General features: G+C 67.4%; 19 protein-coding genes. 12 read left to right on the top strand and 7 right to left on the bottom strand.

All coding sequences use genetic code 11. The annotated features are described in order from the left end of the window. Positions 1 to 23: 23 nt before the first annotated feature. The 6 genes from IBJ06_RS01090 to IBJ06_RS01065 all read left to right on the top strand — a co-directional run bounded on the left by IBJ06_RS01090 (position 24) and on the right by IBJ06_RS01065 (position 7,179). Positions 24 to 728 carry a polysaccharide biosynthesis/export family protein gene (locus IBJ06_RS01090; RefSeq protein ID WP_292156670.1) on the top strand — a complete coding sequence of 235 codons (705 nt, stop codon included), beginning with the start codon at positions 24 to 26 and terminating at the stop codon, positions 726 to 728. A gap of 11 nt (positions 729 to 739) precedes the next feature. Continuing rightward, positions 740 to 1,768: a M48 family metallopeptidase gene (locus IBJ06_RS01085; protein ID WP_292156669.1), complete on the top strand. Its 1,029-nt coding sequence runs from the start codon at positions 740 to 742 to the stop codon at positions 1,766 to 1,768. Positions 1,769 to 1,936: 168 nt separating this feature from the next. Next, positions 1,937 to 4,153 carry a polysaccharide biosynthesis tyrosine autokinase gene (locus tag IBJ06_RS01080; RefSeq protein WP_292156668.1) on the top strand — a complete coding sequence of 739 codons (2,217 nt, stop codon included), beginning with the start codon at positions 1,937 to 1,939 and terminating at the stop codon, positions 4,151 to 4,153. Continuing rightward, positions 4,153 to 5,391: a hypothetical protein gene (locus tag IBJ06_RS01075; RefSeq protein ID WP_292156667.1), complete on the top strand. Its 1,239-nt coding sequence runs from the start codon at positions 4,153 to 4,155 to the stop codon at positions 5,389 to 5,391. The genes IBJ06_RS01080 and IBJ06_RS01075 overlap by 1 nt, the downstream gene beginning before the upstream one ends. 149 nt (positions 5,392 to 5,540) lie before the next feature. After that, positions 5,541 to 5,771, top strand: coding sequence for a hypothetical protein (locus tag IBJ06_RS01070; protein WP_292156666.1), 231 nt, complete (start codon positions 5,541 to 5,543; stop codon positions 5,769 to 5,771). A gap of 112 nt (positions 5,772 to 5,883) precedes the next feature. After that, positions 5,884 to 7,179: an O-antigen ligase family protein gene (locus IBJ06_RS01065; protein WP_292156665.1), complete on the top strand. Its 1,296-nt coding sequence runs from the start codon at positions 5,884 to 5,886 to the stop codon at positions 7,177 to 7,179. Here the strand turns inward: IBJ06_RS01065 and IBJ06_RS01060 are convergent, their stop codons facing one another. From IBJ06_RS01060 to neuC, 3 genes are read right to left on the bottom strand one after another with little or no spacing between them, the layout of a single operon-like run. After that, on the bottom strand, positions 7,180 to 8,232 hold the full coding sequence (locus IBJ06_RS01060; RefSeq protein ID WP_292156664.1) for a nucleotidyltransferase family protein: 1,053 nt from the start codon (positions 8,230 to 8,232) through the stop codon (positions 7,180 to 7,182). It abuts the gene before it with no gap. Further along, positions 8,229 to 9,305, bottom strand: coding sequence for an N-acetylneuraminate synthase (neuB, locus tag IBJ06_RS01055; RefSeq protein WP_292156663.1), 1,077 nt, complete (start codon positions 9,303 to 9,305; stop codon positions 8,229 to 8,231). Before neuB ends, IBJ06_RS01060 begins: the two co-directional genes overlap by 4 nt. Next, positions 9,298 to 10,452, bottom strand: a complete 1,155-nt coding sequence (gene neuC, locus IBJ06_RS01050; protein ID WP_292156662.1) for a UDP-N-acetylglucosamine 2-epimerase — start codon at positions 10,450 to 10,452, stop codon at positions 9,298 to 9,300. Before neuC ends, neuB begins: the two co-directional genes overlap by 8 nt. Before the next feature lie 101 nt (positions 10,453 to 10,553). Between neuC and IBJ06_RS01045 the strand changes: the two genes are divergently transcribed. Continuing rightward, a complete protein-coding gene (locus IBJ06_RS01045; RefSeq protein ID WP_292156661.1) occupies positions 10,554 to 11,201 on the top strand; it encodes a NeuD/PglB/VioB family sugar acetyltransferase in 648 nt (215 codons plus the stop codon). A 4-nt stretch (positions 11,202 to 11,205) separates the two neighbouring features. On the opposite strand, the gene IBJ06_RS01040 is transcribed toward IBJ06_RS01045, so the two are convergent. Beyond that, positions 11,206 to 12,216: an NAD-dependent 4,6-dehydratase LegB gene (locus IBJ06_RS01040; protein WP_292156660.1), complete on the bottom strand. Its 1,011-nt coding sequence runs from the start codon at positions 12,214 to 12,216 to the stop codon at positions 11,206 to 11,208. Positions 12,217 to 12,270: 54 nt separating this feature from the next. Between IBJ06_RS01040 and IBJ06_RS01035 the strand changes: the two genes are divergently transcribed. Further along, positions 12,271 to 13,608, top strand: coding sequence for an AGE family epimerase/isomerase (locus IBJ06_RS01035; RefSeq protein WP_292156659.1), 1,338 nt, complete (start codon positions 12,271 to 12,273; stop codon positions 13,606 to 13,608). On the opposite strand, the gene IBJ06_RS01030 is transcribed toward IBJ06_RS01035, so the two are convergent. Further along, complete coding sequence (locus IBJ06_RS01030) at positions 13,590 to 14,159, bottom strand: hypothetical protein (protein ID WP_292156658.1); 570 nt, start codon at positions 14,157 to 14,159, stop codon at positions 13,590 to 13,592. The genes IBJ06_RS01035 and IBJ06_RS01030 overlap by 19 nt on opposite strands. 107 nt (positions 14,160 to 14,266) lie before the next feature. On the opposite strand from IBJ06_RS01030, the gene IBJ06_RS01025 reads away from it, so the two are divergent. The 4 genes from IBJ06_RS01025 to IBJ06_RS01010 all read left to right on the top strand — a co-directional run bounded on the left by IBJ06_RS01025 (position 14,267) and on the right by IBJ06_RS01010 (position 21,056). Next, entirely contained in the window at positions 14,267 to 15,850 is a 1,584-nt protein-coding gene (locus IBJ06_RS01025) for an alpha-amylase family glycosyl hydrolase (protein ID WP_292156657.1), read from the top strand. 50 nt (positions 15,851 to 15,900) lie between these two features. Next, a complete protein-coding gene (locus IBJ06_RS01020; RefSeq protein ID WP_292156656.1) occupies positions 15,901 to 16,701 on the top strand; it encodes a type II secretion system protein N in 801 nt (266 codons plus the stop codon). 195 nt (positions 16,702 to 16,896) lie between these two features. Further along, positions 16,897 to 18,345: a hypothetical protein gene (locus IBJ06_RS01015; RefSeq protein WP_292156655.1), complete on the top strand. Its 1,449-nt coding sequence runs from the start codon at positions 16,897 to 16,899 to the stop codon at positions 18,343 to 18,345. An 83-nt stretch (positions 18,346 to 18,428) separates the two neighbouring features. Next, positions 18,429 to 21,056 (top strand): TonB-dependent receptor, encoded by a 2,628-nt coding sequence (locus IBJ06_RS01010; RefSeq protein ID WP_292156654.1) that lies wholly within the window; start codon positions 18,429 to 18,431, stop codon positions 21,054 to 21,056. Between the two features lie 965 nt (positions 21,057 to 22,021). Here IBJ06_RS01010 and IBJ06_RS01005 read toward each other — a convergent pair. Together IBJ06_RS01005 and IBJ06_RS01000 are read right to left on the bottom strand one after the other, a co-directional pair. Next, a complete protein-coding gene (locus tag IBJ06_RS01005; protein WP_292156653.1) occupies positions 22,022 to 23,464 on the bottom strand; it encodes an aldehyde dehydrogenase family protein in 1,443 nt (480 codons plus the stop codon). A 106-nt stretch (positions 23,465 to 23,570) separates the two neighbouring features. Continuing rightward, entirely contained in the window at positions 23,571 to 26,408 is a 2,838-nt protein-coding gene (locus IBJ06_RS01000) for a pitrilysin family protein (RefSeq protein WP_292156652.1), read from the bottom strand. Between the last annotated feature and the right edge of the window lie 115 nt (positions 26,409 to 26,523).

The following is a 26,523-nucleotide window of genomic DNA, read 5'->3' as shown; positions in this document are numbered from 1 at the left end:
GAGGAGAGTTCCAAGGAGTGTCCATGTATACCGCCCTGCGCCTGATTGCCCTGCTGTTCGCTGTTTTCGCATTGGCGGCGTGCGGATCGTCAGGTCGGTCCAGCGCCAATGTCACGGCGGCGACCGCGGTGAACTCCTATGATCTGCCGGTCGGGCAGGCCACGCCCCTTACTGAAGACTATCGCATTGGCGAGACGGACGTCCTGAGGATCTCCGTCTTCCGCGTGCCGGAGCTGTCGTTCGATCAGCTTCGCGTCGACACCTCGGGCAATATTCAGATGCCCCTGATCGGCACGGTCCAGGCGGCGGGTCTGACGGCCTCGGAGCTTTCCACCTCCCTGACCACCCAGCTCGGTGCCCGGTACCTTCGCGATCCGCAGGTCACCGTGACGGTCATTCAGGCCGCCAGCCAGAAGATCACCGTCGACGGCGCCGTAACCCAGCCGGGTGTCTATGAAATGCGGGGGCGCACCACCCTGATGCAGGCGGTCGCCATGGCCCGGGGGCCCTCGCGCAGCGCCGATCTGTCCAGCGTGGCCATTTTCCGGACGATCAACGGTCAGCGGATGGTCGCTGTCTTCGATCTGGGGGCCATCCGGAACGGGGCGGCCGAGGACCCGGTCGTCCTGGGCGAGGATGTCATCGTGGTCGACACGTCGGTACTGAACGAGGGTCTTCAGACCGCGATCAGCGCGGCACCGGTGCTGACGCTGTTCCGCCTCTTCTAGGCTACGGGGCCGTGTCCCGCGTGGGCCGCTGCGGCATCGAGGTCCTGGCCCTTTGCCTTGCCCTGACCCTGCCTCTGGCGGCCTGCGGAACCGGCACGGTACCCGCCTCCGCCTATGGCGGCACGGCTGCAGCGGATACGCCCGAGCAGCGGCTGTCCGTGCTCAACGCCCTGGATTCCCGGGTCAATGCCGTGGGGTATCGACTGGCGCTGGCCAATGCCGACCTTTGCCCGCACACCGGCCCCGCGACCGGCCTGCTCCTGCACGCCGAAAGTCAGTATTCGGATTACCTGCGTCCCGCCGCGCGGGCGCGCTGGGGTCTTGAAGGCGACCTGCCGGGTGTAGCCGCTGTCGCGCCCGACAGCCCTGCCGAAAAGGCCGGGCTTCAGACCGGCGACCTGCTGATCTCGGTCAACGACAGACCTTTCGCCCAGGGCGCGCCGGACAGACCCGCCGCTTTCGAGGGACTGGCCGCGAACATCGCCCGACTGGACGATGCCGTCGCCGCAGGAGACGCCCGTCTGGTTGTCAGGCGCAACGGGCTTGAGCGCGCGGTCACCGTTTCTCCGGTCAGGGCCTGTGCCTATGTATTCCAGGTCGACCCTTCGACCGAGCTGAATGCCCGGGCCGACGGGCACAGGGTCTTTGTGGCCTCGGCCATGGCTGTCTTTGCCGAGACGGATGACGATCTGGCCGTGATCCTCGGGCATGAGATGGCGCACAACGTCCTTGAGCACCGGGAATTCTTCGCCGAACGCGGCTTTGCCCAATCCATCCTGGGCAACTATGGCAACGCCCCCTGGGAACTGGTGCGGGCGGAAAGGGACGCCGATCGCGTCGGTCTCTATCTGATGGCGCGGGCGGGCTATGACCCGGCCCGGGGGCCGCTGTTCTGGCGGGCCCTGGCCGATCGTGACCCGGGAGTACGCTATGCCCAATGGGGACACCCGTCGGCCGGATCCCGGGCCCGGGCCCTGCAGGTCACCGTCGGCGAAATCGAAAAAAAACAGGCCTCCGGACAGGCCCTGACGCCCTTCTAGGCACATGACCCCGCGTGAGGATTTCGGAAAGCCTTGCCGGTCATTCTGGTGCCAACACGGCCTCTTGCCGCTTTGTTGGCATTTGCGTCTCGCCCGACGGGGATCGATGCGCTATCAGCCCAAAAGGGGCGATCTTCTTTCGTCAAGCTAGTGATTTAGGACTGTACCATGGTCGGAGACCGCAGCATGGGCAATGGCGGCGGGCAAGGCCCGGAGCGCGACGTCGCGCCCGGGTATGGCACCTTTCTGGAAGGGGACCGGGGCGGCGAGATCGACCTGGCCAGATACTGGGCGCTGGCGCTCAAGCACCGGCTGCTGATCCTGGGATCCGTGATCGCGGCCGTGGTGATCGCTGTCGTGGTCACCCTTATGACTCCCCCGACCTATACGGCGACCGCAACCATCCAGATCGACCGCGAAACCGCGCGCGTTCTCCGGTCTGACGATGGTATGCCGCGCGAAATGGCGTTCGGGGACGAGTTCTTCAACACACAGTACGGCCTGTTGCGCAGCCGCTCCCTCGTCGAGCGGATCATCGACAGCGAGGGTCTGGCGACCTCCAACGCCTTCATCGAGCAAATGGGCGGAGAATTCACGGCGAGGGAAGGCGAAACCGCCACCCAGCAGGCGGATCGCCGCCGACGGATGATCATAGGACTGATCAGCGGCAGTATCGGGGTGTCCCCGGAACGCGGCTCGCGACTGGTGCGGATTACCTTCAGCAGCCCCAGCGCCGCCGTATCCGCCCGCATGGCCAACGCCGTCGCCGAAAACTTCATCGAGGCGAACCTCGCCCGCAAATTCGACGCGTCGCTTTATGTGCGCGACTTCCTGGAAGAGCAGATCGCCGAGACCAAGGCGCGGCTCGAGGATACGGAGCGTCAGCTGGTCGCCTATGCCGGTGATCAGGAAATCATCACGCTTTCAGACGCCGAAACGGGCGCGGGCCGATCGCTGGTTTCCACCAGCCTCGGGACCTTGAACGAGGCGCTTGGCGAGGCACGGGTCAACCGCATCGCCGCCGAGGAGCGCTGGCGCCAGGCCCAGAACTCGCCCCTGACGAGCATTCCGGAAGTCCTGGCCAGCACAGCCTATCAGTCCCTTATGCAGCAGCGGATCCAGCTGGAATCGCAGTATCAGGAAAAGGCCGCCGTCTTCCAGGACGACTATCCTGAACTGGTCGAACTCCGGGCCCGCATCAACGAACTCGATGCCCAGATGCGCACGGCCGCAACCGCTATCCGCGACGGCATTCGCGCCCAGTACCAGATCGCCCTCAATCAGGAGCGCTCTCTCCAGAACCAGGTCAATGCCCTGAAGGGGGAGGTCCTCGACCTGGGCGATCGCAGCGTCCAGTACAACATCCTCATGCGCGAGCTGGACACCAGCCGCCAGCTGTATGACGGCCTGCTGCAGCGCTACAAGGAAATCGGCGTGACCGGCGGTGTGACCACGAACAACATTTCGCTGGTCGATCGCGCCAATCCCCCGGGCGGTCCGTCCAGCCCCAACCTGCCGCTCAACCTGCTGCTTGCCCTGACCATGGGCCTGACGATCGGCATCATCGCGGCCTTCCTGATCGAGGCCCTGGATGATCGCCTGACCTCGCCGGACGACGTGGAAAGCAAGCTGGGCGTTCCGGCCCTGGGAATCATTCCCATGCTGGATCGGGGCAAGGATCCGGGCGAAGCCCTGCGCGACATCCGATCGCCCTTCTCCGAAGCCTACTACTCCCTGCGCACGGCCCTGCAGTTTTCGACGTCGCAGGGCGCGCCCCGTTCGTTGCTGGTCACCAGTGCCCGACCGGGAGAAGGCAAGTCGACCACGGCCTTTGCCACGGCGCTCAACCTGTCGCGGATCGGACGTCGCGTGCTGCTGGTCGACGGCGACCTGCGCAATCCCTCCATGCACCGGGTGCTGGAGATCGAGAACAGCCAGGGCATGAGCAATTTCCTGTCGGGCGCGACGGAACTCACCGGGGTGGTGCGCAAGACCCCCTATTCCACCCTTGACTTCATCCCTTGCGGCCCGCTTCCGCCGAACCCGGCCGAACTGTGGGGCGGTGCCCGTCTGCAGGCGCTGCTGGACCAGGCCTTTGCCGTTTACGACCATGTTGTGATCGATGGCCCGCCGGTGCTGGGCTTCGCCGACGCCCCGGTTCTGTCGTCGGCGGTTGAGGGCACCCTGTTCGTGCTGGAGTCCCGGATCACGGGCCGTCGTCAGGCACGCGGTGCCCTGCGTCGCCTGTCGATGGGCCGCGGTCGTGTCCTGGGGGCGGTTCTGACCAAGTTCCAGGCCCATCGCACGCGCCACGACGGCTACGACTATGCGTACGACTATCACTACGGGGTCGAGGCCGAGAAGAAGCCCGGCCGCAAGGCGTGATGTCAGAGACCCCGTCCCCTGAAAAGAAAGCCGGGGGCAAGGTCACGGGTCTCTGGCCCGTGGGCCTGGCCGTCGGCCTGATCTGGCTGGGCTGGCAGGTCGCCCTCGTCCCCCTGGTCACCCGGGCCCCCAGCGAACATGCGATTCGCCTGGCACCCGGCTCGGCACAGGTTCTGTCCCGGGCGGCCGAGGATGAGATGCGCGCGGGTGAGATGGAGGATGCCGGCTATCTGGCCCGTCTGTCGCTGGCCAGGGCCCCCTTCAACGTGGCTGCGCTGCGCGTGCTCGCCATGTCCGAGGCCGAGGCGGGGCGCACCGGTCAGGCCGACGAGATGATGACCCTGGCCGGCAACTGGAGCCTGCGGGACAGTGCGGCCCACAGCTGGTTGATCGAAAGCCGGCTGAGACAGGGGAACTATGCCTCGGCCTTCGCCCATGCCGATACCCTGGTGCGGCGCAGGGCTGACCTGAGGCCTCTGGTCTTCAACCTGTTCTCAACGGCCGCCGAAAGCGACGTCCGGGCCGGCGCCCACCTTGTGTCGGAATTGGCCGATTCGCCGCCCTGGCGGAGCGAGTACCTCGAGAGTCTTTACCGCCGGCCCGACGGACTGCAGCTGCTTGCCGGACTCGCGCTGGGGCTGGAGGAAACCCGTGCGCCCTTCACCAATGCCGAACTCCAGGCCCTGTACCAGGCCCTCTATCAGGGCCGCCGAATCCCCGGCCTGAAGACCGTCCGGGACACCCTGGGCAGGCCCCCTGCGGCGACGATTCTCGTCAATGGGGAGTTCGCCGATCAGGAAGCCATCCTTCCCTTCGGCTGGCAGCGGGGAGTCGGCCCCGGCATCTCGGTTGACCTGCTGAATGATGACCGGAAGCCTGAACTCACGGCGCTTCGGGTGATTCACGACGCTCGCAATGCCCAGGAACTGGCCAGCCAGCTGGTGCTGATGCAACCGGGAACCTACCGGCTGTCCGGACAGCAGAGACTGGAAACGGGGCGCGGTCGCTCGGGCTTTGCCTGGCAGGTTCAATGCCTCGAAACTTCTGAAATCATTTCAGAAATCCGGTTTAACCTCGACATGGACGCCCAGGCCGACTGGGCTCCGTTCCAGACCCGGGTCGTCGTCCCGGTGCAGGGCTGTACCGCCCAGATCGTCAGGCTGGTGCCGATCAATACCGGCCGCCGTACCGACATCGTCATATGGTTTTCACAACTGGCGCTGGAAAGGATTCCTTAGGGATGCAATGGCGCAACAGCTTGGCTTGGAGTCGACATTCAGACCTTCGGCGGGGCTTTTTCACTTGCCATGTGCAACCCGTCCGACCTAAAGACATTCTCACAGGAGCGGGGAAACCCGCGCATTGCTTTTGATTAAAGGGGATTTGCATGCGTAAGACCATCGCCGCAGCCTCGGTTGGCCTGCTGCTCATCGCAGGTCAAGCGGTCGCCGCTAACAGTAACAGCGCGGTTGTCCGCGTCGGTGATCGTGTCGGCGCCGCTGCTGAAGACACCAACGAATTCCGTGGCATTCCGCTGCCCGTCATCCTGATCGGTACCGCCGTCCTCGTCGGCGTGATCACGGTGTTCTCGGACGACGACAAGCCGACCAGCCCGTAAGAGTTTCGATCCCGCTCAGAATACGAGTGTGTGAGTGAGTGGGTCGTTTATAAAACGAATCAGCCAGTGGGATGCTTTGGCCGTCGCGGCCAGTGTTCTGCTGGCTTTTTCTATGCTCATGGGCGGTGCCAGCCGTGAGCATCTCCTGCAGCTGGCAGCGATCGAACTGCTGGCTCTGCCGGTGCTCGGACTGGCCCTCGTACGCCTTGTTCGAACGGGCGTCTGGAAAGAGCACCGCTTCCTGCTGATCCTCGCAGGCCTGGCAACGGCGCTGCCTCTCTTTCAGCTGATCCCCCTCCCCTTTGATCTCTGGTCTTCGCTGCCCGGCCGGGATCAGGCAGCGCTGGCCCTGGAGATCGCCGGAATTACCCCGGGGTGGCTGCCGCTTTCCCTCGCCCCCGATGAGACGTGGCAGGCCTTTCTGGCGCTCCTGCCCCCCGTAGCCATGCTTCTGGCGGCATTGACGCTGGATCGGGCGACGGTGATGCGACTGGTGTGGGGGGTTCTGGCCTTCGTCGTCCTCAGCATCGTGCTGGGCGCGTTACAAATCACGCTCGACAGCCAGACCTTCTATCTCTGGGAGACGACCAATTTCGGCTCGCTGGTCGGCTTCTTTGCCAACCGGAACCACATGGCCACGCTCTGCCTGCTGGCGGTGCCCTTTGCCGCCGCGCTGGCGGGCAGCGGTCTCAACAGCCGCGATCCTCATGCGGGGCTGCGGGCCTGGGTCGGAATGCTGATCATCGTCCTGGTGCTTGTGGCCCTCGCCGCCATCCGGTCGCGCTTCGGCATCCTGGCCGCCGGCCCGGCCCTGATCGGTGGGCTTCTGGCCGCCTGGGTGGCCTCGGGGCGGGGTCGACCAACTCCCCCGGTGATCGCTCTTGCAGGCGCGGCTGCGGTCGCTCTGGGAATCATTGTCCTGTTTGCGCTCGGCCCCATTCTGGACCGCTTTGACACCGACCCCGCGACCGATCTCCGGTTCGAGAATTGGCCCATCGTGGCGCAGGCCGCCCAGGACTTCCTGCCGCTGGGATCGGGCATCGGCTCTTTCGACGCCGTTTATCGCTCCTATGAGCCGGTCGACACGCTCAGGGCCGCCTATTTCAACCACGCCCACAACGACTATCTGCAGATGTGGCTGACAACAGGCTGGATGGGAATCGCCCTGATCGTCGCCACCTGGGTCTGGTGGGCGCGCCGGTCGTGGAGCGCATGGCGGGCCGGGACCGGTCTTGAGCGCGACCTCCAGCGAGCGGCCTCGGTCGCGCTGCTGGTCATCGCGGCCCATTCGGCGGCGGACTATCCGATGCGCACCGAGACGATCGCCGTCATCTTCGCCCTGTGCTGCGCGGTTCTGGACGGCGCCGCCCGGCCCTTGCGTCGCAGTGAGCAGCGCCGCCGCGCCTGATCAGCCGCCGAACACGGCCCCGAACTCGGCATTGGCGCGGTCGTAGTCGGGCGGGCGTCCGATATCCAGCCAATAGCCCTCGGCCCTGTGCGGCCTGACCGGCTGATCCGCGTCGATCAGGGCCTGGATCAACATCGGCATGTCATAGGGCCTGTTTGCGGGAATCAGCGCCAGCGCCGCCCGCGACAGCACATAGACCCCGGCATTGATGTTGAAGACCTGGCTGGGCTTTTCCTCGATCCCGCTGATCCGGCCGTCGGCGGCGCGAATCACCCCGAAGGGCACCTGCATCTCATAGTCGCGCACGACCACGGTAGCAGACGCCCCGTCGCGGATATGGCCGTCCATCACCTGGCCATAGTCGACACGGGTCAGCACATCGCCATTGGTGACCAGCACCGGCCCCTCAACCTCCGCCGGCAGCAGCGACAGCGCCCCACAGGTGCCCAGCGGCCGATCCTCGCGCAGATAGCCGATGGCGAGCCCGCGGTCGCTGCCATCGCCGAAATGGGCCTCGATCTGCTCGGCCTTGTAGTTGACCGACAGGAAGATCCGGCGAAAGCCCTGAACCGCCAGGCTGGAGACGATGGTCTCCAGAATCGGGCGCGGCCCGACGTTCAGCATGGGCTTGGGCGTGGTGCGGGTCAGCTCGGCCAGACGCTCACCCCGGCCGCCGGCCATGATGACCACCGCCTCGGGCCGCTCGGGCACATCCAGCAGGTCGCCGACCGTCGACAGGCCCGTCACGCGGCCCGCTGCATCCACCCGGGGCAGCTGGCGCAGCTTGCGGGCGCGCAGCATGGTCAGGGCCGCGCCTTCCTCCAGATCGTCCGGCGCCACTACCGGCGTCGTATGCACGAACGGGCGGCAGGCCTGCTCGAGGTCCGCCCCCTTGATCAGGGCCCGGCGGACATCGCCGTCCGACAGGGTGCCGATCAGAACGCCGCCGTCATCGACCACCAGGGCAATGCCGACGCCCGCCGAATCGATGGCCTTGAGCACCTGCCGCAGGGGGGCGTCCGGGCCGACCAGGGTGCGTTGCCAGTGCTTCATGGCTCGATCGCCTCATCCGGCTGATAGTCGCGGGTTGCCGCCCCGCCATAGAGGGCAAAGGCGGAATGGGGATCGAGGCCGTCGGCCGGGCGCTTGGCCGTCAGCATGTCGGGGGCCCACATCTCCCCGGCCCGGACCGGGCGCGTGGCGACCAGCGACCGGCGCGCGACGATCCGGTTGGCCATTTCCTCGGGTGCAGGCGCCTTTTCCGCGCGGCCCAGGGCCTGCTCGACCTCGCGGATGGCACGCACCATGGCGGCCAGCTCGTCCGGCTCCAGGGAGGCGGCATGGTCCGGGCCCTGACGATCGCGACTGAGGGTGAAATGCTTTTCGATCATCACCGCCCCGCGTGCGACGGCCGCGACCGGCACGGTGATACCCAGCGTATGGTCCGAATAGCCGACCGGCAGGCCGAAGGTCTCTCTCAGCGTGTCCATGGCGCGCAGGTTCACGGCCGACAGCGGCGCCGGATACTGGGTCGTGCAGTGCAACAGCACCACCTGTCCCCGAAGCGCCGCCCGCGCGGCCCCGGTGTCAAAGGCCGCCAGCGCCGTCTCCAGATCGGGCGGCAGGTCCGCCCGCATCCGGCCCCAGGCGATCAGGGCCAGGGCCTGCCTGACCTCGTCCAGCGTCGCCATGCCCGTCGAGACCGCCAGCGGCGGCCCCACCCGTGCAGCGGCGATCAGCATCTCGCCCCAGGTCAGGTCGCCGGAGGGAATCTTGATCCACGGCATGCCCAACCCCGCGACCAGCGCCAGACTGTCCATATCGAACGCCGTCGACATGAAGGCGATGCCGCGCGCCCGGCAGCGCTCGACCAGCGCCGGATGGTCCTCGGGCTTCAGCTCCAGCCGTCGCACCATGTCCAGCTGGGTGCCGCCCTCGCCCGTATTGGTCACCTGATACACGGCCTTGAGCGCCCGAGCCGTCAGGGCCGCCGCAGCGCGGAAGGTCTGGAATTTGACCGCATCGGCCCCGGCTTCGGCGGCCACATCGATCATGGTCAGGGCATCGTCCAGCGACCCGTCGTGGTTCACTCCCGCCTCGGCGATGATGAAAACCCGGTCAGCCACCGCCGACCTCGATATCGATAAACCGCTTGTGCATCAGGACGTCACGCTCGGGCAGGGAAGTCAGCACCGACAGGATGCGCGGCACAGTCTTTCCATCTCCATAAGGATTGGTGGCACCTGACAGATCCGCCGCCATGGCCCGGGCCAGCGCCGCGCGGATGGCCTCCACCTCTCCGGCGCAGTGAAACACCGTCTCGCCCGCCAGCCGCCCCTGTTGCCGCACGCCAATATTGACGGTCGGAATGCCCAGCGAGGGCGTCTCGGTCAGGCCGCTGGAGGAGTTGCCCACCACCGCCCGGCAGCGCGCCATCAGCGGCAGATAGGCCGCCCCCAGGGCCGCGTGGATCGAGACATTGACCCGCCCGGCGGCCCAATCGTCCAGATGCCGGTTCAGCCCCTCATGCCCCGGGTCGGCATTGGGCCGGGTAACCCACAGATGCGTGCTGACGGGCAGCTCACCCAGCACGGCGAGCATGGCTTCGAACTCGGCCAGCCCGCCATCCGGCAACAGGGTCACGGGGTGGAAACAGACCAGCAGATTGTCGGCCCCCACCGGCCGACCCAGCAGCCCCTCGAGCGCCGTATCCGGCAGGCTTGTGGCGCCGGCCAGACTGTCCAGCGAGGGATTGCCGACCGTGTGGATGCGCCAGTCCTCCTCACCCAGCTGGCGCAGGCGACGCGCGGCCCCGGCATGGGTGACCAGATGCACCTGGGCCAGCTTGGTAACCGCGTGGCGGATGCCCTCGTCGATCGCGCCTTCTGTGACATCGCCCCCGCCCAGATGGATCAGCGGCAGGCGCAGCAGCATGGCGGCCTGGGCCACGGCCAGAATCTCGTAGCGATCGCCGACGATCAGCACGGCATCAGGCTTCAGCCGCTCCAGCGCCTCGACCACCCCCACCAGCACGGCGGCGGCACCCCGGGCGGCAGCGGCGGCATCGTCTCCGTCCAGCGGCATGGGCACCAGGGCATCGGCCCGCAGCCGGCCGTCGGCCTCCGACCCGAATCGATCATCGGCATGGGTGCCGGTCAGCAGCAGTTGGCCCACGGTGCGCGGATCGGCGCGCAGGGCATCGAGAATCGGCCGGATCAGGCCATAGTCGGCCCGGCCGCTGCTCACCACACAGATCGTCACGCGTTCCGCCATGCGCCTGCTACAGTCTGCCTTGCCAGAGTCCTGCCTTGCCAGAGTCGGTTAGAGTGTCAGGGTAGCAGTCTTGTCCGATTCCCGGAGGGGAGCGCCATCCCATGAAGATCGCCATCTGCGGAACCGGCGGTTTCAGCCGCGAAGTCGCGCCGCTGGCGTGGGAGACGGCCCGCGCGGCGGGGGCCCGCTCGCCTGACGCCGTCTGTTTCGTGCCGAAGGACGGGGAGGCGTATGAGCCGACGGTGAATGGGCATCCGGTGATCCCGCTGGCCGATCTGCTCGAGGACTTCGGCATCGTCGTCGCCATCGCCGAGGCCGCCATCCGCCGCCGGGTCGATGCAGAAATGCGGGCGCTGGGCCGGCCGCTGGTGTCGCTGATCGCCCCCACGGCCCTGCGGCGCGGTCCGTGCGACGTCGGCGAGGGCGCCATCCTGTGCGACCACACCACCCTGACCGCCGATGTGCGGATCGGGCGACAGTTCCACGCCAATATCTATTCTTACGTCGCCCACGACTGTGTGATCGGCGACTTCGTGACCCTGGCCCCGCGCGTCTGCATCAACGGCAATACGGTGATCGAAGATGACGTCTATGTCGGTACGGGCGCCATCCTGAGGCAGGGCACGCCCGACAAACCTCTTCGCATCGGCAAGGGCGCGGTGATCGGCATGGGGGCTGTGGTGACGAAGGACGTGGCCCCGGGCGAAACCGTGGTCGGCAACCCGGCGCGGCCGCTGGACCGCCGCTGACCCGTCAGAGGGCGTAGGTGCCTGGCCGATAGCGGGCCAGATTGGCCGGGTCGCGGAACCAGTCGATGGTGTTGTCCAGGCCCCGGCCAAAGCCCTCCAGACCGGCATAGGCGGGCTTCCAGCCCGTCAGAGTCTGAACCCGCGTGGTATCGGCAAACAGGCGCTCGACCTCGCTGGCCTCGGGCCGCAGGCGCTCGGCCTCGCTGACGATCTCGATCTCTGCGCCCATGCGCTCGGCAATCAGGCGGGCGGTATCGCCGATCGAGACCTCAAAGCCGCTGCCCAGATTGGTCACGCCGCCGACCGCTGCATCGCATTCGGCCACAGCGATGATGCCGGCCACCGTGTCCGACACATGGCTGAAGTCGCGCGTGGGCGACAGAGCGCCCAGCTTCACCTGTCGTGCGCCTGCCGCCAGCTGGGTGATGACGGTCGGAATGACGGCGCGGGCTGACTGGCGCGGGCCATAGGTGTTGAAGGGGCGCACCAGCGACACGGGCGTCCCGAAGGCGGCATGGAAGCTCAGCGCAATCTGGTCCGCCCCGATCTTGGACGCCGAATAGGGCGACTGGCCCTGCAGCGGGTGGTCCTCGGTCATCGGCACAAAGCGCGCTGTGCCATAGACCTCGCTGGTCGAGGTGGGCACCACACGCTCGACCCCCAGATCGCGGGCCGCCTGCACAATGTTCAGCGTGCCGGTGACATTGGTGTCCACATAGGCGCCGGGCGAATGATAGCTGTAGGGAATGGCGATCAGGGCGGCCAGATGCAGCACCACATCGCAGCCGGTCATGGCGGTCCGCACGCCATACGGATCGCGCACATCGCCCGCGAAGACATCCAGCGCGTCCTGAACGTCCGCCGGCGACTGGTCCAGCCAGCCCCGGTGGCCAAAGCTGTTGTACTGGACGAAGGCCCGCACCCGGTGCCCGTCGCGCACCAGCCGCTCGACCAGATGCGAGCCGATGAAGCCGTCCGCCCCGGTCACCAGGATGCGTTTGCCGTTCAGCTGCATGGCGGCGGTGTTCCTTCCTCGGCGTGGGTCGGCGATTCGTCCCGGCACGCCAGCATGGCCCAAACCACGCCGGGCCAGAAGTCACCGGCCATCGAGGTTGCGCCGCTTTCAGCCAGACGTTTATATGCCCGCCCGTTCAACGGTCTGGTTGCCATCCATGTGTCGCGTAAGCGCCTGCCCCCGGGGGCCTCGACCACCCCGTGGGTGTCGCCGATGACCGGGGCGACCGCCTTTCTGGAGTGGATGCGCGACCGGGCCCTGCCCCTGTGGGCCGCACAGGGTGTGGACCGCGTCCACGGAGGCTTCTTCGAAAAGCTGAACGCCGACGGCACGCCCGCCGACCTGCCTCGGCGCGCCCGGGTGCTGGGGCGCCAGATCTATGTCTTCTCGCGAGCCCCGGCTTTGGGCTGGACGGGACCGGCGGAGGACATCGTCAATCACGGCCTCGACGCCCTGCCCGCCTTCCTCAGACCGGACGGGCTCGCCCACTACCGGCTGGATGCGAAGGGACAGCCGCTGGACGACCGGCCGGACCTGTATGATCAGGCCTTTGTGCTGTTCGGCCTCGCCCATGCCCTGCCGGTGGCGGCGGATCCCGAGCGGATACGCGTCATCGCCGACACCATGCGTCGGGCACTGGAAGACCTGCGAGGCCATCCGGTCGCCGGATATGAGGAGGATTCCCCGCCCTCCCTGCCGCTCAAGGCCAATCCGCACATGCACCTGCTGGAAGCGGCGCTCGCCTGGGCCACGGCCCTGCCGACGCAAGACGGGGGGCCCTGGCGCGACATGGCCGACCGGATCGCCCGACTGGCGCTGGACCGGTTCGTCGATCCCGGGACGGGTGCGGTCCGCGAATACTACGACGGCGACTGGCGGGCCCTGCCGCACGGGGCCGAGCCCCAGATCGAGCCCGGGCATCAGTTTGAATGGGGCTGGCTGCTGACCCGCTGGGGTCATATGCGCGATCATGCCGGGGCCGTGGCGGCCGGTCGACGACTGGTGGACCTGGGCGAGACGAAGGGTGTCGATGCCGCGCGCGGCGTGGCCTTCGGCGGACTCGGCCCTGACCTCGAACCCACCGATACGGCCGCCCGCCTGTGGCCCCAGACCGAGCGGATCAAGGCCTGGGTCCAACGCCGGGACCGGCCGACCTCGGCCGACGAACGCAGCCACGCCGAAGGCCGGATCGAGGCGGCGGTCGCCGGTCTGATGCCCTATCTGCGCACCGACCGGCCCGGACTGTTCCATGACCGGCTGACCGCCGACGGTGCCTTTATCGACGAGCCGGCCCCGGCCAGCAGCCTCTATCACCTGATGACCGCCGCCGAGGAATTGGCCGGAACGCGGCCCCCGGACATGACCCAGGGGGATCAGCCCAGCCCGGCATGATGCTGGATGCCCGCCAGCGACCCCGGCGGGTTCATCCGGACCATATCCTTCAGAAATCCGTTGGGGCTGAGGGTTCGGACGCTGGGCGTCGCAAGCCCCACCACGGTCGCGATATCGCCGACAAAGGCGATGCAGTTGCGATTGTTCAGATTATAGGTGCCGCCCTCGGCGCTGGCCCAATAGTCGAATCGGCTGCGGATGGCCTCATAGGTCTCATCGCTGATGACGACGCTGAGATAGGCGATGCCGTCGGCGATATAGGCGGGCTCGGGCCGGTTCAATATCCCCCGGTCGCTGAACAGCAACAGCTGGGGCCCCGGCGAGCGGGCGGTGAATCCCACGGCATAGTCGACCGGCAGGCCATTGCTCTCCAGCGTCCCGTGCAGATGCACAAAGGCATGGGGAAACAGCAGCCAGCCGTTCTGGACCCGATTGCCCTCATGCCCATAGAAGGTGACCGTCACGGCCGCCTGGGCCGGCAGGGCGGGGACCAGCCCGACCAGAATGAGGGCCAGGGCAAGTAAGCGAAGGCGGGGCAGCAGGGCGGTCATCCCCCGACCCTGCCCGTTTGTCAGGCGCACGAAAAGGCCTCGGGTGTTCCAGATTGCCCGTCGCCGGAATTCGGTCGATGGTCGGGCTCATCTTCAGGAGACCGGGAATGGAATGGTGGCGTGGCGCGGTTCTGTACCAGGTTTATCCGCGCAGCTTTCAGGACAGCGACGGCGACGGCGTCGGGGACCTGCAGGGTCTGATCCGGCGGCTGGATCATATTGCGGACCTGGGCGTCGACGGCATCTGGCTGTCGCCTGTGTTCGCCTCGCCGATGAAGGACTTCGGCTATGACGTCTCGGACTACTGCGCCATCGATCCGCTGTTCGGCACGCTGGATGACTTCGACATACTGGTCGCCGAGGTCCATGCGCGCGGGCTGAAGCTGATCATCGACCAGGTCTATGCCCACACCTCGGACGCCCATGACTGGTTCCGCGCCAGCCGTCAGGACCGCACCAACGCCCGGGCCGACTGGTACGTCTGGGCTGACGCGAAGCCGGACGGCTCCCCCCCCAACAACTGGCAGTCGGTGTTCGGCGGGGCAGCCTGGACCTGGGATGCCCGGCGCGGCCAGTATTACATGCACAACTTCCTCGCCAGCCAGCCGCAGCTGAATGTGCGCCATCCCGAGGTGCAGGAGGCCCTGCTGGACGTCGCCCGCTTCTGGCTGGACCGGGGCGTGGACGGTTTCCGGCTGGATGCCATCAATTTCGCCATCCACGACGAGGCCCTGACCGACAATCCGCCCGACCCCCGGCCCGGCCCGCGCACCCGACCGTTCGATTTCCAGCTGCATCTGCACAACCAGTCCCAGCCCGAGATCCCGGCCTTCCTCGAGCGGCTGCGCGCGCTTGCCGAGACCTATGGCGACCGGTTCTTCGTGGCCGAGGTGGTGGGGGCCGGGGCCGAGGCCGAGATGCACGCCTTCACCCGGGGCCGTGACCGCCTGCACAGCGCCTATGGCTTCAACTATCTGTATGCGCGGGCCCTGACGCCCGGGCTGGTCGCCGAAACTGCGGCCCGCTGGCCCGGGGCCGAGGGCGAGGGCTGGCCGTGCTGGACCTTTTCCAACCACGACACGCCGCGCGTCGCCAGCCGGTGGGCCGGGGGGCGTGATCCGGACGCGGTCGCACGGCTGGCCATGCTGTTGCTGATGATCTTGCGCGGCAATGTCTTCGTCTATCAGGGCGAGGAGTTGGGCCTGCCCCAGGGCGATGTGCCGTTCGAGCGGCTGGTCGATCCCGAAGCCATCGCCAACTGGCCCCTGACGCTGGGCCGGGACGGCGCCCGCACCCCCATGCCCTGGACGCCGGATGCTCCGTTCGGCGGCTTCTCGGAGGTCGAGCCCTGGCTGCCGATGGACCCGCAGCACCTCAGCCGGGCGGTGACGGTTCAGGAGGCGGACGCCGGGTCCATGCTGGCCCTGACCCGTCGCCTGATCGCCCTGCGCCGCGAGTGGCCGGCCCTGCGCCTCGGCCGGATGACGGTGCTGGAGGCGACCGGTCCCCGGCTGGTGTTCCGTCGCGACGACGGCGGCCAGAACCTGATCTGCGCCTTCAATCTCGGCGAGACCGCACTGGACCGGGTAGCCCCGGCTGCGGGACAGATCATCACAGGCGTCAACGGCGGCGAGGCCCGGGCCGGACACCTGCCGCCGCTGGCCGGTCAGATCCTCGATCTGTCGTCCTGACTGCGCCTGAATGTCGGCAGCCTGTCACATCCGGCGGCTAGAGGCCGGACATGCGCCGGACCGTCCCGCCCCTGCCAGACGCCCTGCCGATCCGGCGCGGGGTCGAGATCGCCCTGGGGCTGGGCCTTGCCGCCGTTGTGATCGGCGGCGGCGCCTCCGCCTTCCTGACGACCGGCGCGCCTCCCGGTGCGCCTCATACAGTACGACCGCTCGGCGACCCCGCCGTCTTCGCCCGATTCGACCCCTTCTTCCGTCAGGGTCAGGCTCCCGCCGTGCTGGACCTGACCGCCGAGGGCTGGCTGCTGTTCGGCACCCGCACGGGCGCGTCGGGCACGGCCATTCTGCAGGGCCCGGACGGCACCCAGGCGGCCTATGGCATCGGCGACACAGTCGGGCCGGATCTGGTGCTGGCCTCGGTCGGTCGTGACCATGTGCTGCTGATCCGATCGGGCCGTTCCATACGCCTTGAGTTCGCTGATATCTCCATACCGGCACCGCCTCCGCCTCCGGGGGGTGCGACCGTCGGCCTGTCCGGAGATGCCGCCACCGCTGCCGCCGAGATGGGACTCGTGGCCCCCGAAGCCGATCCCCTTGTCGCCGGGCTTCGGCCACTTTCCAGCGGCGGCCAGGTCGAGGGCTATGTCTGGCGGCGGGGCGCGCAAATCCCCGCCCTGTCGGCCGCCGGCCTGCGCGAGGGTGACGTCATCACCGCGGTCGACGGCGAGCCCCTGACCCGGGACGAACGCCTGTGGGAGCTGGGCCAGGCGGTCGGCAGCGGCGCGCCAGCGACCCTGAGCGTACGGCGTGGCAACCAGTCCCTGAATGTGACGATTGGTCCGTCTTCGGATTAGATGAAATAAATCCTATACTTGAATTATAATTTGCTGGACTGACTATATTTGTCAGATATCTGAATATTCGTCACAACGAATAACATTTGCGTCATCTTAACATTGCAAACACCGCCTAGACGACTGGTCCCGGGGTTGCCGGGTGCGTCAGACCGGGGTGCGGGTAACCCGAACATTCATTCGAGGGGTTTCCCAATGCGTCTTTCCAAGATCCTGCTCGCCAGCGCGGCCGCCCTGGCCCTGGCTTCCTGTGGTTCGGCCGAAGTGGCCTCGCCGGGCGAAGGTGACTTCGGCGGTGGTGGCGGTGGCGGCACCGGCGGCGGCGGCACCGGGGGCACCGGCGGCGCGGCGGCGGACTGCCCGACCGGCTTCTCCAACGTCGGCACCATCACGGCGGCCGGTGGCACCACCCTGCGTAACTGCCAGCTGCCCAGCCTGATCCTCGGCAATCTGGTTGTCGCCCAGCGCGCCGGCACCATCTATTCGGTTTCGGGCCGCACCGACGTCGGTCAGGACCGCGGCGCCAACCCCTCGGCCCCGACCCCCGGCGCCCAGCAGGGCATTCTGACGGTCGAGCCGGGCGTGACCATCTTCGGTTCGGGCGGCCTCGACTACATCGTCGTCAACCGCGGCTCGCAGATCTTCGCCGAGGGCACCGCGACCAGCCCGGTCATCTTCACCAGCCGCCAGTCGGTCGAAGGCAACACCGGGGTCGATTCGATCGGCCAATGGGGCGGTCTGGTCATCCTGGGCCGTGCGCCCATCTCGGCCTGCCCGGCCGGCGTCACCCCGCCGAACATCGCCTGCGAGGCCCAGGTCGAAGGCACGAACGCCTTCTACGGCGGCAACACCATCGCCGATAACTCGGGCCGCCTGCGCTACTTCCGCCTGATGCACTCTGGCTTCCAGATCCTGCCGGGCAATGAGCTGAACGGCATCACCCTGGCCGGCGTCGGCAACGGCACCACCCTCGAATACATCCAGGTGCACAACAGCTCGGACGACGGCATCGAGCCTTTCGGCGGCACGGTCAACATGAAGTATGTGATCCTGACCGGAAACGACGACGACAGCTTCGACACCGACACCGGCTATCGCGGCAATGTCCAGTTCCTGATCGTGCGTCAGGCTCCGACCCGCGGTGACCGTGGCTTCGAATCGAGCTCGGCCGGCAACCAGGCCCTGTTCACCCGACCGATCGTCTCGAACGCGACCGTCATCGGCCGCACCGACGGCGGCGGCGGCGACGCCGTCCTGCTGAACACCGGTCACGCCCTGCAGCTGTACAACTCGGTCATCGCCAAGCCCTCGGGCACCTGCTTCGACATCGACGATGCCGCGACCGTGACCAACGGGCCGACCTTCAACTCGGTCTTCATGTCCTGCGGCACCCTGTATCGCGTGGACGGCAACCAGGACACGGCCACGGCCAACATCTTCAGCACCGGTGCCAACAACGCCTCGGGTGCCTCGACGCTCAACGGCGTGATCAATGGGGCCAATGAGGCCGCCCGTCCCGCGACCCCGGTCGCCGGTCTGGATCCGTTCTTCGTGAACACCACCTACATCGGTGCTGTCCGTGACTCGAGCGACACCTGGTACGCCGGCTGGTCCTGCGGCATCGCGGCCGGCTCGACCTGCTGACACCTGCGCCTGTCGGGGCGGCGGCCATGGCGTCGCCGCCCCGATTCGTCGTTTCCCGATATTTCCCATTCGAGGCGCTGATCATGAAGACGCTTTCCCTGACATTGAGCGGCCTGTTGCTCGCCAGCACGGCGCTGATCGCGCCCGGCGTGGCCATGGCCCAGCAGCAGGACCCCGTCCCGCAAACCGAAACCCAGGTCGACGAGATCGTCGTCCTGGGCCGCTATATCCCCGAGCCCCTGCGCGAAACCTCCGAGGTCGCCGCCTTCGTGACGCGCGAAGACCTGCAGCGCACGGGCGATGACAATGCCGCCGCCGCCCTCACCCGGGTGACCGGCCTGTCGATCGTCGAAGGCCGCTTCATCTATGTGCGCGGCCTGGGCGAGCGTTATTCCTCGGCCCTGCTGAACGGCTCCCCCCTGCCCAGCCCCGAGCCGCTGCAGCGCGTGGTGCCGCTGGACCTGTTCCCGTCGTCCGTCCTGGACGGCGTGACGGTCCAGAAGACCTATTCGGCCAACTATCCGGGCGAGTTCGGGGGCGGGGTCATTGACCTGCGGACCATCACCGCCCCGCGCGAGGCCTTCCTGACCGTCTCGACCAGCATCGGTGCCAACACCGAGACGACCGGTCGCGAGGGCCTGATCTACTTCGGCTCGCGCACCGATTTCACCGGCTTTGACGACGGCACGCGCGACGTGCCCGGCCTGCTGGCCCGCGCGCTGGCCACCGGCAACCGTGTCGCCACGGGTGCCAACTTCACCTCGGCCGAGATCCAGGCGATCGGTCGCGATTTCGTCAATGCCCCGCTGAACCTGCTGCAGACCCAGGACTATATGCAGCCCAACTTCGGTCTCGACATCGCCGGGGGTCGGTCGTGGGACATCGGCGCGGGTCTGGAACTGGGCCTGGTCTTCGTCGCCGGCTATGACAACAGCTGGCGTACGCGAACCGGCCTGCAACAGGCCGGACGCCTCGACATCGACCAAATGGTTGTCCAGACCAGCTATGACTATGTCTCGACCGAAAACGACATCGGCCTGAACTTCCTGGGCGGTCTCAGCCTCGGCAACGAGGACCACCATCTGAAGTGGACCAACCTCTACGTCCGCAACGTCACCAAGGAAGCCCGCTCGCGGGAAGGTGTGGACTTCGACGCCCCGGGCACGGGCGAGGTACGCGACGACTATACGGAATGGTTCGAGCGCACCCTGTTCACCAGCCAGCTGGCCGGCACCCACTGGCTGATGGGCGGTGATCTGGAGTTGAGCTGGCGCGGGGCCTACGCCCTGACCGAGCGCGACGCTCCCTATGAAAAGGTCATCCGCTATCGACTGGATCCGGACGGCGTCTATCGCCACGACACCGAGGCCCAGCGCAACTCGACCAGCTTCTCGGAGCTGGAGGACGAGATCGTCAGCGGGGGGGCCGACTTCGCCTGGACCACGGCCCTGTCGGATTATCGCGACCTGACCGTGCGCGGGGGCATCGCCTGGAGCGACAACACCCGTGACGCCCAGCGTCGGGATTTCCGCTTCTATGCGCCCAACGGCCTGCCGCTGGACGTGCAGGACAGCCGCGTCGACTATCTGTTCTCGGACTTCAACCTGGGCCCGGCTCTGCTGGAGCTTCAGGAGATCACGCCCTCGGGCGGTGCCGCCGCCTATGAAGCCGGTCTGGAAACCCGGGCGGCCTACCTCCAGGTCGAGGCCGAGATCATTCCGCTGGTCAGCGTTTCGACCGGCGTCCGCTATGAGGACGCCACCCAGTTCGTCACCCCGCGCGACCTGTTCGGCGGGGCCCTGGTGTTCCAGCCGACCCAGCTGGAGAACACCTACTGGCTGCCGTCGGCGACCCTGACCTGGAACTTCGCCGAGGACCTGCAGCTGCGTCTGGGCGCGTCCAGGACCATCGGCCGGCCCCAGTTCCGCGAACTGGCCCCGCAACAGTATCAGGACCCGGACAACGATCGCCTGTTCTTCGGCAACCCCTATCTGGTGGATACCGAGCTGCTGAACTTCGACGCCCGTGTCGAGTGGTATTTCGCCCGGGGCCAGTATGTGACCGGCGGCGTCTTCTACAAGGACATCGAAAACCCGATCGAATCCTCGATCAATGAACAGGGCAACCTGCTCCAGCAGACCTACCTCAACGCGCCGAAGGCGACCCTGATGGGCTTCGAGATCGACGCCAGGAAGTACTGGGAAATGCCGGACCACAGCTGGGATTTCGTGGCCAACAAGCGCTGGCTGGTCCAGGCCAACTACACCTTCACCGACTCCGAGGTGAAGGTGGGGCCCGACGATGTGGTCTTCCCGCTCTCGGCTTCGGGCGCGCCCCGTCCGGCCTCGGACTACATCATCGACGGCAGCCGCATGCAGGGACAGTCGGAACATCTGGCCAATCTGCAGCTCGGCTGGGAAGACGATGCGGCCCGGTCGCAGGCGACGGTGCTCGTAACCTGGGTGTCGGAGCGCAGCTCGGCCCGCGGTCGCCCGGGAGAGCCCGACCTGATCCAGAAGCCCGGCGTCATGCTGGACTTCGTCTACCGCAAGGACTTCCTGTGGGGCGGACGCGACATGGGCCTGGGCATCGAGGTCCGTAACCTGCTGGACACCGAATACCTGGAGTACCAGGAACTGGGCAACCGCATCACGGCCAATGCCTATGACCTGGGCACCAGCGGCTCGATCAGCCTCACCACCCGCTTCTAGGCGGTTTCCTCCCCAAGCCTATGAGGGCCGGCGCGCAATCGCCGGCCCTTTTTCTTTGGTGGCAGCGCCCTTGTACCCGCCCCCTACCCTCCGACTCGGTCTGGTGATCGGTTCGGGCAGACCGTATCGTGATCCTTCTCCCCTTTGGGGAGAAGGTGCCCCCTGAGAAGGGGGGGATGAGGGGTCGAGCTGTCATCGGCCGTCATCGTGCAGGTTGAAGCGGACTCCCCGTCAACTCTCTGAGAGACCCCTCATCCGAGCCGCTCTCGCGGCCCACCTTCTCCCGCAAGGGGAGAAGGAATGCTGAGCTGGCGGATCCAGCTATGAAGCCTGCCCCGCAATTCCCCAGTCCTTTCAACGCCCCTTCCGTGTCTCGCACCGTTCTGCCCGACCAGGTCGCGAGCTGTGCAACACTCCTCGCGTCCTGTCGCGCGGAGGGCTCGTAAGGCCTGCGACCTTGTGGCGGCGGGAGCGGACGGAGTGGGGTTGAAGGCGGCGCTGTCCGGCTTCCGGGTCTCAGGGAGGCTTCGGCAGCCGGGCGCAAGGCCCGCCGTCAACACTGGGTCGAGGGGGATACTCGATCGCCCGGGAGGTGTCGCAGGACACCCCCGCCCGCCGGGGGCGCTGCGGTAAGGCGATAACACCGCCACCCGACGCAAGCTCCCGGAAAACCACCCGCGCGGAGCGTCTGTCTTCGTCGAAACGGTAAACTCTATTCACTCCGGGCGAAGGCCCGGCGCTCCGCCTGCCCTCCAGCCCGCCGCACCCACGGACGGGGGCGCAAGCGTGAGCCGAGCGTAGCGCCGGGGTGGTGGGGGCAGAGCTGCAATGTGCGTGAAGGGTCCGTGTGCCTGAAGACCTTGGCCCCCTCCACCATCCTTCGGATGGTCCCCCTCCCCCGATGGGGGAGGAATGGATTTCAGACCATCCAGACCATTCAGACGGTCAATATGCGGATGGAGCCCCTACACCCACGTATAGGTCGTCTTGACCTGGGTGTAGAATTCCTGGGCGGCAAAGCCCTGTTCGCGGGGGCCGTAGCTGGACTTCTTCGTGCCGCCGAACGGCAGGTGATAGTCGACGCCGGCGGTGGCCAGATTGACCATGACCATGCCCGCCCGGGCGCGGCGCTGGAACTCCCGGGCGGACTTCAGGCTTTGCGTCACCACCCCGGCGGACAGGCCGAACTCGGTGCCGTTGGCGACCACGAGCGCCGCCTCGAAGTCGGCGACGCGGATCACCGAGGCGACCGGGCCAAACACCTCCTCCTGATTGATCCGCATCCCGGGCGTGGTATCGGCGATCAGGGTGGGCTGGACGTACCAGCCCGGCGTCGAAACCTGGGGCCGGCCACCGCCCGCCACGATCCGCCCGCCCTCGGCCGTGGCGATCCCGACATAGCGTTCGTCGCCCTGCCGCTGGGCCTCGGTCACCGCCGGGCCGATTTTCGTATCGGGGTCCAGCGCATGGCCGACCCTGAGGGCCGCGACCCGCTCGGCCAGCGCCGCGACGAAGCGGTCGTGGATGCCGTCCTCGACGATCAGGCGAGACGAGGCCGTGCACCGCTGTCCGGTGGACATGAAGGCGCCGTCCAGCGCCACCTCAACCGCCCGGTCCAGATCGGCGTCGTTCAGGATCACCAGCGGGTTCTTGCCGCCCATCTCCATCTGCACCCGGGCCTGACGCCGGGCGCAGCCCAGGGCCACCCCCTCGCCCACCGACTGGGAACCGGTGAAGCAGATGCCGTCGATCCCCTTGTGGTCCACCATGGCCTGGCCGACATCGCCGCGTCCGATGACCAGGTTGAAGACTCCGTCGGGCAGGCCCGCCTCATGCAGGACGGCCGCCAGCGCCTCGGCCATGGCGGGGGTCGGTCCGGCCGGCTTCATCACCACCGTATTGCCGAAGGCCAGCGCCGGGGCCGCCTTCCACGCCGGAATGGCGATGGGGAAGTTCCACGGCGTGATCAGGCCGAACACACCGACCGCCTCGCGCCGCGTCCCGGCCTCGACCCCGGGCCGGACCGAGGCCAGGGTCTGACCGTGCAGGCGCAGGGCCTCGCCGGCGAAATAGCGGAACACCCGACCGGCGCGGGCCACTTCGCCGATGCCCTCGGCCAAGGTCTTGCCCTCCTCGCGGGACAGCAGCCGACCCAGGGTCTCGCGGCGCTCCAGCAGCAGGGCGGCGGTGCGCTCCAGAATGTCGGCCCGCACCTCGGGCGAGGCGCCCGACCAGCCGTCGAAGGCGTCGCGGGCCGCGCTGACGGCGGCCTCCACCTCGGCCGGGCCCGCCTGCGGCAGATGGGCCACCACCTCATTCGTGTCCGAGGGATTGGTGCGCACCGACGGCCGGTCCGCCTCGACCCGCTTGCCGTTGATCCAGTGGCAGAGGTTGAGCGGCGCGGTCATGGGAACTCCTCGGGCGTGACGGCCCCTTCTAGGCGGAGGGAGGCGCCATGACAAAGGGCGGCGCCCGATGGACGCCGCCCCCTGAAGTCTTCACCTGGTCGCAGGTCTATTCGACCGGGTTGCCGTTGATGTCGACCACGCGGACCTCGCCCAGACCCAGAGCGCGGATCCCGGGCTCGATCGAGGCCCGGTCGCCGACGATGACCCAGACGGTCGGGCCGTCGCCCAGCACATCCCGGGCCGCCGCAGAGACCGAGGCCGAGGTGGTCGCCGCCAGGCCGGCGGTGCGTTGGTCGTAATAGTCGTCCGGCAGGCCATAGACGACCATCTGAACCAGGTCACCGGCCACCGAGGCATTGGTCTCCCAGTCGCCGGCCATACCCTGGATCAGGTTGGCCTTGTGCGGTCCCAGTTCGGCGTCGGTGACCGGGCGGCCCCCGACGATCCCCGACAGTTCGTTGTTGATCTCGACAAGACTGTCGGCCGTACGGTCAGCCTGGACGCCGGTCGAGACCAGGAACAGGCGCTCGCCCGGCGTGGTGCGGATGCCCGAACCGGCTCCATAGGACCAGCCCTTGTCCTCCCGCAGGTTCATGTTGATGCGGCTGGTGAAGGCTCCGCCCAGCGCCGTGTTGAGGGCGGTGATGTTGGGCTCGGTCGTCGGGTCCAGCGGCGCGATCAGGCGGCCGGCCATGATGATCGACTGCGGACCGGGGCGGTCCACGATCAGCACCTGGGGCTGGCTGTACGAAGGCGGGGTGCCGACACCCGCCCGTTGGGGCAGGGCCGTGGCCGGCGGGTTCCAGTTCGCAAAGGCCCGCTCCAGCTGGGGAACCAGCTCGGCCATGCTCGTGTCGCCGACCACCACCAGGGTGGCGTTGTCGGGACGGAACCAGGTGTCGTGGAAGGCCCGGGCGTCGGCCGGGGTCAGGGCCTGAACCGTCGCCTCGGTGCCGGAGTTCGACCGGCCATAGGGGCTTTCGTCGCCGTAGAGCGCATCGGCCAGCACGCGGTTGGCGATCGCGCCGGGGTTACGGTTCGACTGCTGGATGCCCGAGACCTGCTGGGTCTGGGCGCGCTGGAAGTCTTCCGGACGGAAGGCCGGGTTCATGATCACATCCGCGAACAGGGCCAGCGACGGCCCGAGACGGGACTCGATCGCAGTCATGCTGACCGTGGTGTAGTCGGTCGTCGATCCGGCTCCGAGGGTCGCGCCCAGCAACTGCTGGCGGTCGCTGATCTCGAGCGCGTTCAGGGTCTCCGTGCCATTGGTCATGACCGCGGGGGTCAGGACCGCCAGACCGTTCTTGTCCGCCGACTCGGCGGCCGCTCCGGCATTGACGATCATGTTCATGCTAACGGTCGGAACGCCCGAACGCGGTGCCAGAATGACCTGCAGGCCATTCGACAGGGTGGCCCGTTCGAAGTCGGGGAAGCTGGCCATGGGCATTTCGCTCACGGCCGGCATTTGGGACCGATCCGCGCCGGTCGGGGCGGCCGCATAGTCGGGGAAGGGCCGAACCTCCAGCGAATAGGAGCCGTCCATCAGCCATTCACGACCCGCAGCGACCAGATCCGCCGGGCGCGCGTCCAGCACGCGCTGATAACTGACCCGCCAGGCGCCGGGGTTGTCGTGATAGACCTCTCCCGCAGCCAGCAGGTCGGACTTGCCCCCGAAACCGCCGATGCGTTCCAGACCCCGGACGTAGCCCGAGCCGGTCGAGGTGCGGGCCCGTTCCAGCTCAATGGCGGTCGGCCCATTGGCCAGCAGGCGGGCCACTTCCTCGTCGATGATGGCTTCGATCTCGGTCAGGTTCTGGCCGGGCTTGGCCGTGGCCACAATGATGAACTGGCTGCCGATCTCGCCTTCGGCGACAAAGGCCCCGACATTGGTGGCGATCTGGTCGTCGAACACCAGCCGCTTGTAGAGGCGCGAGTTGCGGCCCGAGGTCAGGACCTGGGCCAGCAGCCCGAGGTGGTCGGTGTCGGCTTCGCCGGCCGGCGGCACGTTCCAGACCTTGTAGAGACGCGGCTGACCGACGCGGTCATACATGACCTCGCGCTGCTCGCCTTGCATGCGGGCGATCATGCGGGCCGGCTGGGTGACCGGGGGTCCCGGCGGGATGTCGCCGAAATAGTGCTGGACCTTGGCCAGGGCCTCCTCGGGGCTGATGTCGCCCGCCAGCACGATCACGGCATTGGCCGGGCCGTAGTAGCTGCGGAACCAGTCCTGCACGTCCTCAAGCGACGCGGCTTCCAGATCGGCCATCTCGCCGATGACGGTGTGGCCATAGGGGTGGTCGGCGGGGTAGGTGGCGAAGGTGATGGCGTTCCACACCCGGCCATAGGGCTGGTTCTCGCCCTGGCGCTTCTCGTTCTGGACGACGCCGCGCTGTTCATCGAGGCGGGCCTGATCAACGGCTCCCAGCAGGTGGCCCATGCGGTCACTTTCCAGCCACAGCATGGCGTCGAGGCCGCTGGTGGGCACGTTCTGGAAGTAGTTGGTGCGGTCCTTGTTGGTGGTGCCGTTCTGGTCTGTGGCCCCCAGCAGTTCGGTGGCCTTGAAGAAGTCCGAGTTGAAATTCTCGGAGCCGTTGAACATCAGGTGCTCGAACAGGTGAGCAAAGCCGGACCGGCCCAGGGGCTCGTTCTTCGAACCGACATGGTACCAGATGTTGACCGCAACGATCGGGGCCTTGCGGTCCTCGTGCACGATCAGGGTCAGGCCGTTGTCCAGCACGAAGCGGGTGAAGGGAATGTCGACATCGGGAAGCGCCGGCAGGGCGGAATCCTGAAGCACCGCGCCCGCCTCTGCCGCGGAGACGGGCACCACGGCGTGCGGGTCGGGCCGCAGGTCGGTGGACTGGGCCTGGGCGGCGGTCGCGAGGATCGCGGGAAGGCAGACCCCGGCGATAAGATAGCGGCGAAGCGTGGACGGTTTCATGAATACACCCCTGTGTTCAGCCCCCAGACAGAGGCTTTCCCGCGAAGTCCTAAACCGTGACCGCCGCCTCGCAAAGGGCGGCAACATTGCGAATCCGTAAGGTTTCGCAGTCGCT

This window comes from Brevundimonas sp. (genome assembly GCF_016742135.1).
Taxonomy (GTDB): domain Bacteria; phylum Pseudomonadota; class Alphaproteobacteria; order Caulobacterales; family Caulobacteraceae; genus Brevundimonas.
Note: the sequence above shows the minus strand (reverse complement) of the source record. Positions and strands in the feature narration are given on the sequence as shown.